The sequence below is a fragment of the uncultured Litoreibacter sp. genome (assembly GCF_947501785.1).
GTDB lineage: Bacteria > Pseudomonadota > Alphaproteobacteria > Rhodobacterales > Rhodobacteraceae > Litoreibacter.
The window spans coordinates 929851-943859 of sequence record NZ_CANMXB010000001.1 but is presented as its reverse complement, the minus strand read 5'-3'; the positions used below and the strand labels follow the sequence as shown (position 1 = coordinate 943859).

The 14009-nt window shown below is 57.8% G+C and carries 8 protein-coding genes and 1 tRNA gene; 7 read left to right on the top strand and 2 right to left on the bottom strand.

Annotation, left to right across the window (positions count from 1 at the left end; genetic code table 11):
• Positions 1-163: 163 nt before the first annotated feature.
• Together Q0899_RS04585 and Q0899_RS04580 are read right to left on the bottom strand one after the other, a co-directional pair.
• Entirely contained in the window at positions 164-622 is a 459-nt protein-coding gene (locus Q0899_RS04585; protein WP_299191225.1) for a disulfide bond formation protein B, read from the bottom strand.
• Positions 619-1197 carry a YqaA family protein gene (locus Q0899_RS04580; protein ID WP_298291025.1) on the bottom strand — a complete coding sequence of 193 codons (579 nt, stop codon included), beginning with the start codon at positions 1195-1197 and terminating at the stop codon, positions 619-621. Before Q0899_RS04580 ends, Q0899_RS04585 begins: the two co-directional genes overlap by 4 nt.
• A gap of 74 nt (positions 1198-1271) precedes the next feature.
• On the opposite strand from Q0899_RS04580, the gene Q0899_RS04575 reads away from it, so the two are divergent.
• The 7 genes from Q0899_RS04575 to Q0899_RS04545 all read left to right on the top strand — a co-directional run bounded on the left by Q0899_RS04575 (position 1272) and on the right by Q0899_RS04545 (position 13952).
• Positions 1272-2132, top strand: a complete 861-nt coding sequence (locus Q0899_RS04575) for a neutral zinc metallopeptidase (protein ID WP_299191224.1) — start codon at positions 1272-1274, stop codon at positions 2130-2132.
• Between the two features lie 105 nt (positions 2133-2237).
• Complete coding sequence (locus Q0899_RS04570) at positions 2238-3272, top strand: TRAP transporter substrate-binding protein (protein ID WP_299191223.1); 1035 nt, start codon at positions 2238-2240, stop codon at positions 3270-3272.
• A 68-nt stretch (positions 3273-3340) separates the two neighbouring features.
• Positions 3341-4594 carry a flavin-dependent oxidoreductase gene (locus tag Q0899_RS04565; protein ID WP_299191222.1) on the top strand — a complete coding sequence of 418 codons (1254 nt, stop codon included), beginning with the start codon at positions 3341-3343 and terminating at the stop codon, positions 4592-4594.
• Between the two features lie 11 nt (positions 4595-4605).
• The gene (locus Q0899_RS04560; RefSeq protein ID WP_299191221.1) at positions 4606-5190 is read left to right on the top strand and encodes a TRAP transporter small permease; all 585 of its coding nucleotides are present in this window, start codon (positions 4606-4608) and stop codon (positions 5188-5190) included.
• Positions 5187-6539 (top strand): TRAP transporter large permease, encoded by a 1353-nt coding sequence (locus Q0899_RS04555; protein ID WP_298291041.1) that lies wholly within the window; start codon positions 5187-5189, stop codon positions 6537-6539. The genes Q0899_RS04560 and Q0899_RS04555 overlap by 4 nt, the downstream gene beginning before the upstream one ends.
• Before the next feature lie 258 nt (positions 6540-6797).
• Positions 6798-6881: transfer RNA gene (locus tag Q0899_RS04550), tRNA-Leu, on the top strand.
• Positions 6882-7916: 1035 nt separating this feature from the next.
• A complete protein-coding gene (locus tag Q0899_RS04545) occupies positions 7917-13952 on the top strand; it encodes a cadherin-like domain-containing protein (protein WP_299191220.1) in 6036 nt (2011 codons plus the stop codon).
• Positions 13953-14009 lie beyond the last annotated feature (57 nt).

Sequence of the window (14009 nt, the reverse complement as noted above, 5' to 3'; positions counted from 1 at the left end):
TTTGTTGTCTTGATATATAGCGCATACAGCATATGGGGTGCAATGGGGCGTGCCGTTTCGCAAATGTGCGCGTTCCGCGCGCGTGATGTTGTGCGTTTTTGGGGGAGTTTCACTCCCCCGCCACGCGGGCATCCCCCTTGAGCATATTTCCGGCAGAAAGAAGCTAGTTAGACCTGCGGGCCGCGGCGATCCAGATCAGGGCTAGGATTAGGGAGAAAACCGCATTCCAACCGGCCATAGAAAGGCCTGCGAATTGCCATGCGATCTCGTCGCAGCGCACGAGGGGGGCGTTGAGGATGCGTTCCAGCAGCTCATCAGGCGTCAGCCCTTCGGTCGAGCCGGAGGTGCAGGTGGAGGGGCCTTCCCACCATTGCTGTTCGACACCTGCGTGAAACAACCCTACGGCAGAGGTTGCGAGTGCGGCAATTGCGCCCAGCCAGAGCAGGGCGCGGGTCTTGAGCGCTATGAAGAGCAAACCGATGAGGATTGCCGCGGCATGCGGCCAGCGTTGCCAGAGGCACATTTTGCAGGGCGGGTAGCCTGCGAGTTGGAACAGGAAAGCACCGCCGAGAAGGAGGGCTGAGCCTGCAGCTGCAATCAGGGCGAGGCGGGTCGTGGTCATATGTATCTCACCAGAAGGAAACCGCCGATTAGCAATGCCAGAAAGACCGTGAAAACAAGGCCTAATCGACGTTCTATGAAGTCGCGTATGGGTTCACCAAACTTCCAGAGCAGCCCGGCGATGACGAAAAAGCGAAGGCCGCGCGCGATGATGGAGGTGATGATGAATGTGCCCAGCGGCATGCCGGTCCAACCCGACATAATGGTGATGACCTTGTAGGGGAACGGCGTGATGCCCGCGACCAGAACCGCCCAGAAGCCAAGATCGTTGAAACGTTGGTTGAATTCGGCAATGCGGTCGGCCTTTCCAAGCGCTTCCAGTATCGGTTGGCCAAGCCAGTCAAATGCCAATGCGCCGATCGCGTAGCCTAGAAGTCCGCCCAGCACAGAGGCCGACAGGCATACCGTGGCAATCAGAAAGGCGCGGTGCGGGGCCGCGATGATCATCGGGATCATCAGCAAATCAGGAGGGATTGGGAAGACCGAGCTTTCGATAAAGGCCACGAAGGCAAGCGCCCATAGCGCATTTGGATGCGCGGAGAGCGACATCGTCCAGTCATAGAGACGCTTCATCATTGGCCTGCCCGGTTTTTCTTTTTAGGGTATATGCTCATGGTCACCCCAACGGGGTCAAGTGTTAGGAGTGCGATATGCAGTGGCGGGGACGGCGTGGGAGCCGAAATATCGAGGATCGTCGCGGGCGGCGCTCTACAGGCAAGGCCGCGAGCGGCATTGGCGGGCTTGGCTTGGTCGCTGTCCTTGTGATCGGGTACTTTCTCGGGATTGATGTCACGCCGCTGCTGCAAGGCGGTGGTTTGACCGAGTCGCAAGAGCAGGCGGTTAGCCAGGAAATTACCCAGGCCGATCGGCAAGCCGGCGAATTTGTATCGGTCGTCTTGGCAGACACTGAAGAGGTCTGGGCAGAAATATTCCGCGACCAAGTTGGTGAGACCTACACCCCCGCTACTTTAGTCTTGTTCAAAGGGGCGACGCAGAGCCCATGCGGCGGGGCGTCAGGTGCCTCGGGGCCGTTTTACTGCCCTGCGGACAAGAAGGCCTATCTGGATACGGATTTCTTCGTGACCTTGGAAAAGCGACTTGGTGCCGGTGGTGATTTTGCCGCTGCATATGTGGTTGCGCATGAAATTGCGCACCATGTCCAGAACGAGCTGGGTATTTTGGTACAGGCCAACCGAATTCGACAGCAAAGCTCGCAGGAGCGGAGCAACCAGATTTCTGTGCGCATCGAGCTGCAGGCGGATTGCTTTTCTGGCATCTGGGCGCGCTATGCGCAGGCGCGGTTCAATTCGCTGGAACGCGGGGATTTGAGCGAGGCAGTGAATGCGGCCAGACAGATCGGTGACGACACGCTGCAGCGCAATGCCGGGCGCAGGCCAAATCCTCACACCTTTACACATGGGACCTCTGCGCAAAGGCAAAGGTGGTTTGCCAACGGTTACGAAAATCCAACGATTCAGGCCTGCGATACGTTCAGTGCCCAACAGCTGTGAAACTTTGCCCGGGCGCTGTTGACGGTTACAAAATGGTTTGAGACCAAGTTCGAGACCTAATTGAGGGGGGCCGCGGCTCCAAATTGTTTCTGGGAGGAAATCTAAATGAAAACATTCGTCACATCAGCGCTTGCAGGGGCCGTTGCCGTCAGCATCAGTGCGTCATTTTCTTTTGCGCAAGAGGTTACACTGCGCTGCCAGCATTTCTTGTCTCCAAAAGCGTCTGTGCCGCAATTCTTCATGCAGCCTTGGGCGGACAAGATCATGGCCGAAAGCGAAGGCCGCATTAAGGTAGAGCTGTATCCAGGCATGCAGTTGGGTGGCAAGCCACCGGCGCTCTACGATCAGATTCGTGACGGCGTAATTGACTGTGGCTGGGCGCTTCCCGGCTATACGCCGGGCCGATTCCCGGAAACAGAAGCGTTTGAACTGCCCTTCATGGGATCGATGAGCGCTGAGGCGACGTCGAAAGCCCTGTGGGAGTACTCGCAGAAATACCTGACTGAACGGATGGGGGATATTCATCTCTTGGCGACGCATGTGCATGGGCCGGGGGTCATCCATACCAAAGGGTCGACGGTGAACAAGCCAGGCGATCTGGCGGGGTTGAAGCTGCGCGGACCGTCGCGCCAGGCCAATGCGTTGCTGGAGGCCTTGGGCGCCACCACCGTTGGTATGCCGGTTCCTGCATTCCCAGAGGCGCTTTCGAAAGGTGTTGTTGATGGCGGGGTCATCCCATGGGAGATCGTTCCGCCTTTGAAAGTGCATGAGCTTGCCGACAGCCATACCCAGATCAGCGGCGACCGTGCGCTGTACAATACGTTTTTCGTCTGGGGCATGAACAAGGCCAAATACGACAGCCTACCGGACGACCTGAAAGCAATCATCGACAACAATTCCGGGTTGGAAGTCTCCGGCCTTGCCGGCGCTGCAATGGACAAAGGCGATGCGACAGGTGTTGACGTGGTCAAAGCCACCGACAACACGGTCGTCACATTTGACGACGCAAGCATGGAGCAACTGCGCGCAATTGGTGCCGAGCTCACCAACAAGTGGATCGAAGAGATGACCGCCGCCGGACTGGACGGCGCAGCGATGGTTGCGGATGCGCAGGCGCTGGTCGCCAAGTACTCCAACTGATCTGGACCTGACGGATGCGGATGGGGCCCTGAACGGATGTCAGGGCCCTATTCAATTGAGGGGGCAAGATGACGGTTCTTATTTCTGGAGCGGGGATTGGGGGGCTGACCCTTGGTTTAAGCTTGCACCAACGCGGTATCCCATTTCGGATATTCGAGGCGGTCCGCGAACTGCGTCCAATGGGTGTAGGGATCAACCTGCAACCCCATGCCGTCAGGGAGCTGTTTGAGCTGGGGCTCAAAGAGACGTTGGACGAAATCGGGCTTCGGACCGAGGAGCTTGCCTACTTTTCAGCGCAGGGCACACAGATTTGGTCAGAACCGCGTGGCGAACTGGCAGGGTATCAATGGCCTCAGTACTCGCTTCATCGTGGCAAATTTCAGATGGCGTTGTTTGAAGAAGTGGTCCGTCGGTGCGGGGCAGAGACTGTGTCGACGGGGGCGGCGTTGGGTCACTGGGACGATATTCAAGATGGCATTGAGATTTCACTGGTTGATCGGGGCAGCGGTGACGAACGCGGCAAGGCCCGCGGCGACGTCCTGATTGTTGCTGAAGGCATAAACTCTACGGCACGTGCCCGCTTGTATCCCGACGAGGGGCCGGCGCAGTGGGGTGGCACTATGATGTGGCGCGGCGTAACAAAAGGGCCGCGCTTTTTGACTGGGCGCTCGGTTACCATGACGGGGCGCAGGGATCTGAAATTCGCCGCGTACCCGATAGCAGACACACAGGACGGTGGCTCGGTCATCAATTGGATTGCCGATATGGCGATGCCAAAGGACTACATTTGGAGGCAGCAGGACTGGAATCGGGAGGGTGATCGCGCGGATTTCGCCAAACACTTTGAAGACTGGTCCTTTGACTGGCTGGATGTACCGGCGGTGATCGAAAATGCGGACGGTATCTGGGAATTCCCAATGGTGGACCGCGATCCGTTGGATCAATGGACCTTTGGGCGGGTGACATTGTTAGGGGACGCGGCGCACGCCATGTACCCAATTGGGTCAAACGGTGCGTCACAATGCATATTGGATGCGCGCCATCTGACGGCGGCTTTTGGCAATCACGGGCTGACCCCGGACGCATTGCACGCATACGAAGCAGAGCGGCGTCCGAAGGTGAACGCCTTGGTTCTGGCCAACAGAGGCGACGGGCCGGACAAAATATTGGACATCGCCGCCGCCCGCGCGCCCGATGGGTTTGCGCATATCAACGACATCATGACTCAAGCAGAGTTGGACGGCATGGCGAAAGACTATAAGGCAATTGCCGGAATGGATGTGGAGACGCTGAACGCGCGACCGTCCATTTTGGAAAGCTAGGGGCAACATACATGGCAATTGCGAAATCAGCAGAGGCGCGGGTCGGGCGTGGGTTGGAACATGTCAGTCGCTGGCTCGCCTATGCAGGTGGAGCGTTGTTGGTCAGCATGGCGCTTGTCACCGTCGCGTCGATTATCGGACGGGCTTTGTTGTCTTTGGGCCTTAGCCCGATACGGGGCGACTTCGAGATGGTGGAAGCGGGCTGCGCCATTGCCGTTTTCGCATTCTTGCCATGGTGCCAATTGAAACGTGGGCATGTGACGGTAGATATCGCCGTTGACCGCCTAGGGGCCCGCGCAAGGGCCTTCTTCGGGTTTATGGGCGATATCGTGATCGCGGTGATTGCGGGCCTCATTCTGTGGCGCATGTATTTGGGCTTCGGCGAGAAATTTCCCTATGGAGGCGAGGCGTTTCGGTCTGCACTGGGAATGGGGGCGAAGCCGTTTTTTCCTGAGACCACGTACGAGTTGGAACTGCCGGTATGGATTCCCTTCGGGCTGGCCACGGTTGGCGGCACGTTGTTCTTCATCGTGAGCGTCTACACCGTTTGGCGGTCTTTCAATTGGCTGGTGGACGGTGCGGAGGCAACGCCATGAGCGGCCTGGAACTCGCACTGTCCGGATTTGGGGTCATGCTGGTGGCGATCTTCCTGCGGGTCCCGATCGGCGCGGCAATGTTTGCCACCGGTTTCATTGGCACCTGGATCGTGCTTGGGCGGCCGTCAGCCACGCTGAGCCAAATGAAGACGCTGACCTATGACACGTTCTCCAGCTATTCACTGACCATCGTGCCGCTCTTTCTGCTGATGGGGCAGTTTGCCACCAAATCGGGTATGAGCGCGGCTCTTTTTAATGCAGCGTCCGACTGGCTGGGGCATCGAAAGGGCGGCGTTGCAATGGCCGCGGTCGGAGCCTGCGCAGGGTTTGGTGCAGTGTGCGGCTCGTCACTGGCAACGGCGTCGACCATGGGGCAGGTGGCCTTGCCCGAAATGCGCAAGCGGGGCTATTCGGACGCGCTGAGCACCGGTGTGCTGGCAGCGGGCGGGACATTGGGTATTCTTATCCCGCCTTCAATCATTTTGGTGATCTACGCCATCCTGACAGAGCAGAATATTGTCAAAATGTTCATTGCGGCCCTGGTGCCCGGCATCCTGGCAGCGCTGGGTTACATGCTTACCGTCGCAATCTATGTCCGGCTCAAGCCGGGGTCTGGTCCTGTTGCGGAACGCAAACCGCTGGGTGAACGGTTCCGGACATTGGGCCGAATCTGGCCAGTCGTGGTAATCTTCGGGCTGGTGATGGGCGGCATCGCTGGAGATTGGAACTGGTTCAAGCCGGGGTTGCAGGCGCTGTTTACGCCAACCGAAGGCGCCGCGGTTGGCGCGGTTGCGACCGGGCTCTACGGCGTGGCAACCGGGGGGCTAAATTGGCAGGGGTTTCTGGATTCAGTGTTGGAGACGGCGCAGGCCTCCGCAATGATTTTCTTCATCATCTTCGGCGCCCAGGTGTTCAATTCCTTTCTAGCCTTCACTCAAGCACCGCAGGCATTGGCGGATTGGGTGACGATGCAGGGCTATGCACCGATGACCATTTTGGTAGCCATGCTGGCGTGCTATCTGATTTTCGGCTGCGTAATGGACAGCCTGTCAATGATCTTGCTGACTATTCCGATCTTCTTTCCGATCATTGAGATTTTGGATTTCGGTATGACGGTCGAACAGACGGCGATCTGGTTCGGCATTCTGACATTGATCGTTGTGGAGGTTGGGCTCATCACTCCGCCAGTCGGGATGAACCTGTTCATCATCAATCAGGTTGGTCGCGACATTCCTATCTCGCAGACATATCGCGGTGTGTTGCCATTTGTGGCTTCGGACTTGGTGCGGGTCGTTATCCTTGTAGCATTCCCGTCCATCACGCTTTGGCTTGTCGGGGTGATGTTTTAGCCAACAATAGGGGCAGCTCACATCAAAGCCCGGTTGTTTGCGGGGGGGCGTGTGGGGCACGCGGACAGGGCCAGAGAAGGTTATGCCAATCGTAGTTTCTGTGTGACATCTGATCTGCCGGCGCCGAACCCCGGCCAGTGAGATATTTTTCGACTGTTTTTCTCGAGTAGGAGCGACGCCACCAATTGACGCCGCCTTTCAGCTTGGCTACACCGCCGCTACCCTGAGTGGCGGCTACCGCGCCATGATGACAACGGGGCCCGAGTGGTGGAATGGTAGACACGATGGATTCAAAATCCATTGCCGCGAGGCGTGCCGGTTCAAGTCCGGCCTCGGGTACCAAAACTCTCCGATACCAACCTGTCACTGCGACCGCCGCTCCGATGATTGTGAGCAAATTGAGGCGCTCGCATGTCATCACTTCGAATTTTAATACAATCCGACAAGAATCAGTCAGTTGTTTCTGATTTCTGGGTCAATAGGGGATGAAGGTGTCACAGTTCCCCAGGGGAAGGTGGCGGGTCGGCGTACACGATTCGGAGGCCGGTTGGCACATTTGTGGAACAATCAGCGTCTACCTGTGCGATTGTACACATTCGGTGCAAAGTGCCCCGACGTCATTTCGAGCATGGTTAATTCGCGCGGCAAGAGACATGCCGCAATTTGGACCTTTGCACCATTTCGGTGGAGTTGCTGCAAAATCATTCCTTTTGGCTACTCGAGCGCGCTGAAATAGATTAATTAATTCAAGAGCTTAAGTTCAATTGTGTCAGCTGAATTACCAGTCTATTCCAACCAGCCGGGCAAGGTTTCGGACGAAAAAATCCGATGGGTATCGTGATTTTTCGCCTCAATTTGCTGCCGAACCTTCGAGAATGTGACCGGATATGGACGAGTTTTGGCCATTTTTCGCTTTTTTTGACTCAAACCACCGGCTAAATCTGGCTCACACCCATCTGGGGGGTGAAGACATAGGCCACGGGGGCGGCCGCATGAAATGACGCATCTCTGCCGGATGCGGGAATTGATTTGTGCGACTGACCGTGTGCGCGTTTGGGTGTTCCAAGCCACTACACGACCGAGCGACCAAGTCTTCCGGGCCACACCCGGGACTCCTGTATATGGCGACCGCAACGTTTTGTGCGACCGCATCGACTGGCTGCTGTTTTCACTCATCACGGGTTTGAGACGTCTGATTTGCCTTGAGGGGAAAACACATGGCTTTTTATGCGACCGCGACGCTGGTTATGGCTGCCTTGGGCAGCCTTTTGGTGTTTCGGCAGACCTCAGCCGTGAACGCGTACATTTGTAATAGTAAAAAATTCTCTGGGTCGGGTGCGCAACGACCTGGTGCAGAGAATTTGTAAGGAGAAGACCATGCCTAACGTACTGCTCACGTTTGAAGACCTTCACAAAGGCGATATTGTTGGTAACCAGTACCAGAGCGACGGGGTCACGATCTCCACGCTGGACGATGATCATAAACCGATGGTGTTCGACACTGACCACCCAACCGGCCACGATTACGACCTTGCGACCAATAACATGGGCAACGTGCTGATCATTTCCGAGGATAATGACAGCCACGACCCGGATGATAACGCTGGCGGCGGCACCTTCGTATTTGACTTTGACGAGCCGACCGAGGTTCTGAACTTCCGTGTGCTGGACATCGAAGAGCATGGCGGTGTGGTGCGTCTGTATGACGAGGACGGTAACCTGATCAACACGGTCAACCTTCCTATCACCGGAAACAACGGCCAGGGCACGGTCCACATCAACACCGACAACGTTGCGCGTATGGAAGTTGAGTTGGCTGGGTCCGGTGCGATTGATGGCATTTGCTACTGCACACCAGACGACGTTGTGGACGGTATCGTGGAAGGCACGAATGATGGGGAAACCATTGACGTAGCTTACACCGGCGATCCAGACGGCGACATGATCGATGCCAATGACGCGGTGCCGGGCATCGGGTCAGGCGACGAGGATATTGTCGACGCATTTGGTGGCGATGACACTATCAACGCGGGTGAAGCCGACGATCAGGTCTTTGCAGGCTCTGGCAATGACACCGTGAACGGCGGCGCCGGTGATGACATCATCTATGGCGACAGCAACTATAGCGGCCCGGGCGAGGGCGTCACTGTACGTGAGAGCCTGAACTGGATTCAAAACCAGCACGACACTGGTGGCTTCACGCAAAACACCGGTTCCGTAGACGTTACGTTTTCGGTTGAGCGCGAAGAGGGCTCGGCAGAGACCGAATTTGCGTCAAATGATCAGCTGATCACTGGGATCAACTCCGGTGACGAAGCCATTGATGACGACAGCTCGCTCTCCTCGACCACAAATGGTCAAGGCAACGACATCGAATATGCGTTGGACTTCTCTGAATCGGTTGAGACAGTCTCGTTCCGCATCAACGACATCGATGGCGACGGGATCGTCACGGTTCGCGCATTTGACGAACATGGCAACCCGATCACCGTCAATCTGCGCGCAGGCGACGATCTGACATTGTCCGACACGGACGGTGTGGCTGGTGCCGACACGGCAGACAGCAATGGCGGCTACGCAAATGATACGGCAAACCAGTACTCGCTGCTTGTCACCATTCCGGGCCCGGTAAGCCGGATCGAAATCGATCACTCGCAGAACGGCGGCAACAACTCCGGCATCAACATCACGGACGTCTTCTTTGATGTCGCGGTTGTTGATAACGGCGAAGATGGCAATGACACGCTGCGCGGCGGTGACGGCAACGACACCATCTTTGGCGAGGGCGGCGATGACCGTTTGGAAGGCCAAGCTGGCGACGACACACTTGACGGCGGCGACGGCAACGACGTGATCATCGGCGGTTCGGGCAACGACACTGCCGAAGGCGGCGCGGGCAACGACGAAATCTGGATGGGGTCGGGTTCCGACACTGTAAATGCAGGTGATGGCAATGACTGGGTTCACGGTCAGGGTGGCGATGACACGCTGAACGGTGAAGACGGCGACGACATGCTCTTCGGGGAAGCCGGCAATGACACGCTGACCGGCGGCGCCGGTGCTGACGCCATCTCTGGTGGTGATGGTCGTGACACGATCATCGGCGGCAACGATGGCGACACTGTTGACGGCGGCACAGGCGGCGATGACTTCGACGTTCTGGATCTGACCGGCGAAGGTGTATTCCGTGTAGTGAACGAGACTGTGGATGCAGATGGCGATTCCACCTCCGGTACGGTTGAATTCCTGGATGGCGGCGGCAACGTCACCGGCTCGCTGGAATTCACGGAAATCGAACAGATCATCGGTGACCGCGTCAACCAAGGCCCAACGGCCAATGACGACACGGCAACTGTTGACGAGGATGACAGCGTCACCATCGACGTTCTGGGCAACGACACGGACCCAGAGGGCGACGACCTGACCGTGATCGAAGCGACATCTCCGGACGGCGATGTCACCATCAACGCTGACGGTACGATCACCTTCACGCCAAACGAAAACTTCAACGGCGATACGACGATCGATTACGAGATCGAAGACGAGGCCGGCAACATCTCGATGGCAACGGTCAATGTGACTGTGACACCGGTGAACGATGCGCCTGACGCGGTGAATGACGTCGATACGACAGACGAAGACACGCCAATCACCCTCGACGTGCTGGCCAATGACACTGACATTGATGGTGATGCACTGACTGTGACCGGGGCAACCGTTCCGGCAGAGCAGGGCACTGTTGAAATCGTTGGCAACCAAGTTGTCTTCACACCTGCTGAGAACTTCAACGGTCTGGCGACGATCAGCTACTCTATCGAGGACGGCAACGGCGGCACTGACACGGCGATCCACGAGGTCAATGTGACACCTGTCAACGACGCGCCTGTGGCCGTTGATGACATTGCGTCCACCCAAGAAGACACTGCTGTTGTTATCGATCTGATCGACAACGACTTCGACGTTGATGGCGATGACCTGACCATCGGAACTGTGTCCGTTCCTGCGGACCAAGGCACCGTGGTGGACAATGGTGACGGCACAGTAACCTTCACCCCCGCACCAAACTACACCGGTCCTGCAACAATCGAATATACGGTTGTTGACGGCAACGGTGGCGAGGACGTGGGCGGCGCAGTGGTCAACGTCTTCATCGAGGGCGTCAATGATGGGCCGGATGCTGTTGATGACGCGGTTACGACTGACGAAGACACGCCGATTACCATTGACGCGCTAGCCAACGACACCGACATGGAAGGCGATGCCCTGACGATCACAGGTGCCTCTGTGCCCAGTGAACAAGGCAGCGTCGAGGTTGTCGGCAATCAGCTGGTGTTTACACCTGCCGAAAACTTCAACGGCGAAGCGACGATCACTTACTCGATCACCGACGGGAACGGCGGCACTGATACAGCAGAAGTTGCTGTTACCGTGACCCCTGTGAACGACGACCCGGTCGCCGTGGACGATGTTGAGACAACTGATGAGGATCAAGCGATCACCATCGACCTGATCAGCAACGACACCGACGTGGATGGCGACCCGCTTAGCGTCGGCTCTGTGTCCGTTCCTGCGGACCAAGGCACCGTGGTGGACAATGGCGACGGCACTGTGACCTTCACCCCTGCGCCAAACTTCAATGGCCCGGCGACCATCACCTACACAGTGGTTGACGGCCAAGGCGGCGAAGACGAGGGCGAGGCGGTTGTCTCGGTCGGCGCGATAAACGATGGCCCTGTTGCGAATGATGGCAGCGACACCACCGATGAGGATACGCCGATCACGGTTGATCTTGTCGCAAACGACACGGATGCCGATGGCGACGCGCTGTCTGTGATTTCGGCCACCGTTCCTGCGGATCAAGGCACGCTGGTGAACAATGGCGACGGCACTGTCACCTTCACCCCAGCCGAGAACTTCAATGGTGACGCGACCATCAGCTACGAGATCTCCGACGGCAACGGCGGGACCGACACGGCTGACCACGTTATCACCGTGACGCCGGTCAACGACGACCCGGTTGCCGTGGATGATGATGTGACGGTAGATGAGGATGACAGCGTCATCATCGACCCGATCGCCAATGACACTGATGCAGATGGCGACACGCTGACGGTGCAAAGCATCGACACGCAGCCAACCAACGGCACGCTGATCGACAATGGCGACGGCACGTACACCTATGAGCCAGACCCTGGCTACAATGGGCCGGACAGCTTCACCTACACCGTCTCTGACGGCAATGGCGGCACGGATACAGGCACTGTCAACATCACCGTGAACAGCGTCAACGACGGCCCAGACGCCGTTGATGACACTGCGAACGGTACGATTGTTGCGCCGGTTATCATCAACGTTGTGGGCAACGATACCGATCCGGATGGCGATACCTTGACGGTGGACTCATTCACCCAGCCCGCTGCGGGCGGAACGGTCACCGACAATGGTGACGGTACGCTGACCTTCACGCCAGACGGAACTGTCGATGGTGAAATCACGTTTGAGTACACCATCACTGACGGCAATGGCGGTTTTGATACAGCGACTGTAATGGTCTTGGTCCGCGACGGTATCGTCGAAGGCACCGATGGTGACGACGTCATCCAGGCCGTGACCTATCTGGACGACCCGGAAGGTGATGTGATTGACGGCGGCGACGCAATCCTGCCGGGCGAAGCGCCACAGGACGACATCGTGTTTGCCGGTAACGGTAATGACATCGTCAATGCCGGCGAGGGCGATGATGAGGTCTACGGCGAAGATGGCGACGACACCCTGAATGGTGGTGCCGGCGACGACTACCTGTCGGGCGGCGAAGGCGCTGACATTCTGTCGGGCGGCGAAGGCAACGATACGCTGGACGCTGGTCAAGGCGGCGACGAGCTGTACGGCGAAGAAGGCGACGATCTGCTGCTTGGCGGGCCTGGTCCTGACTTGCTGGACGGTGGCGAAGGTGACGACGACATCCGCGGCGGCAACGCGTCGGATATCATCATCGGCGGTGACGGTTCCGACACGGTGCAAGGCAACGACGGCGACGACGTCATCGACACGTCCGGCGGCAGCCCAAGGCCTGATCTTGGTTATCCAGGCCTGTTCCCTGCGGACACCGACCCTAACGATGACATCGACTTCGTAGACGGCGGCGCAGGCGATGACACCATCACCACCGGCGACGACGCGGATACCATCTTTGGTGGCACCGGTAACGACACCATCGATGGCGGCATTGACGCCGACACGATCGACGGTGGCGAAGGTGACGACCGGATCGTTGGTGGCGAAGGCTCCGACATCATCGATGGTGGTGCTGGTGATGACACCATCTATGCCGGTATCGACCCCGATCTGGGCCTGCCTGACAATCTGGACATCCCAGACGCGATCGATCTCGTGCCGAACAACGGTATGGATGTGGTCAATGGCGGCGACGGCAACGACACTATCTTTGGTGCCGATGACGACGATGTGCTGAATGGCGACGCTGGCGACGACTTCATCGACGGCGGTATCGACGATGACACCATCACCGGTGGTACCGGCGACGATACCCTGGTTGGTGGCGAAGGCGCTGACGACATCTCTGGCGGCGACGACGCGGATACGTTCCTGGTTGGCGCTGGTGAGGGTATTGGCGATGTGATCGACGGCGGTACCGGCGGCAACGATTTCGACACGTTGGACCTGACCGGGTCTGGCCCGCTGCGGATCGTAGGTGAGACGGTTGATGCTGATGGCGACTCGACCTCCGGTACCATCGAATTCCTCGACGGTGTTGGCGGTGCGGTGATCGGCACGCTGGAATTCTCGGAAATCGAGAATATCGTGCCGTGCTTCACACCGGGTACCTCGATTGCCACACCACGTGGTGAGATGTTGGTCGAAGACCTTCAGGTCGGTGACAAGATCATCACCCGTGACAACGGCATTCAGGAAATCCGCTGGATCGGCGCCAAGCGCATGGACGGCCGCGAGTTGCAAAACAACCCGCACCTGCAGCCTGTCCTGATCCAGAAGGGCTCCCTTGGGAACGGCCTGCCAGAGCGTGATATGCTGGTCAGCCCGAACCACCGGATGCTGGTCAACAACGACCGCGTGTCGCTCTACTTCGAGGAGAACGAGGTTCTGGTTTCGGCCAAGCACCTGGTGAACCCGACAGAGGGTGTGCAGTCGATCAACTCGATGGGCACGACCTACATCCACTTCATGTTCGACAACCACGAGGTTGTGCTGTCGAACGGTGCGTGGACCGAGAGCTTCCAGCCGGGTGACTACTCGCTGAAAGGCATCGGCAACGCGCAGCGGAACGAGATATTTGAACTCTTCCCAGAGCTTCAAGGCCAGAAAGGTCGCGAGGCTTATGCCTCCGCCCGCCTGACGCTGAAGAAGCACGAAGCACGGATGCTGTTCAAATAAAAATATGCAGCTCTTCGGGCGGCGCCTTCGGGAGCCGCCCGAACAGAGAAGGGTAAC

Bases quoted from the DNA above. Each gene is read 5' to 3' on its own strand.
- Q0899_RS04545 (WP_299191220.1), top strand. From the start codon at position 7,917: ATGCCTAACGTACTGCTCACGTTTGAAGACCTTCACAAAGGCGATATT.
- Q0899_RS04585 (WP_299191225.1), bottom strand. From the start codon at position 622: ATGACCACGACCCGCCTCGCCCTGATTGCAGCTGCAGGCTCAGCCCTC.
- Q0899_RS04560 (WP_299191221.1), top strand. From the start codon at position 4,606: ATGGCAATTGCGAAATCAGCAGAGGCGCGGGTCGGGCGTGGGTTGGAA.
- Q0899_RS04565 (WP_299191222.1), top strand. From the start codon at position 3,341: ATGACGGTTCTTATTTCTGGAGCGGGGATTGGGGGGCTGACCCTTGGT.
- Q0899_RS04570 (WP_299191223.1), top strand. From the start codon at position 2,238: ATGAAAACATTCGTCACATCAGCGCTTGCAGGGGCCGTTGCCGTCAGC.
- Q0899_RS04580 (WP_298291025.1), bottom strand. From the start codon at position 1,197: ATGATGAAGCGTCTCTATGACTGGACGATGTCGCTCTCCGCGCATCCA.
- Q0899_RS04555 (WP_298291041.1), top strand. From the start codon at position 5,187: ATGAGCGGCCTGGAACTCGCACTGTCCGGATTTGGGGTCATGCTGGTG.
- Q0899_RS04575 (WP_299191224.1), top strand. From the start codon at position 1,272: ATGCAGTGGCGGGGACGGCGTGGGAGCCGAAATATCGAGGATCGTCGC.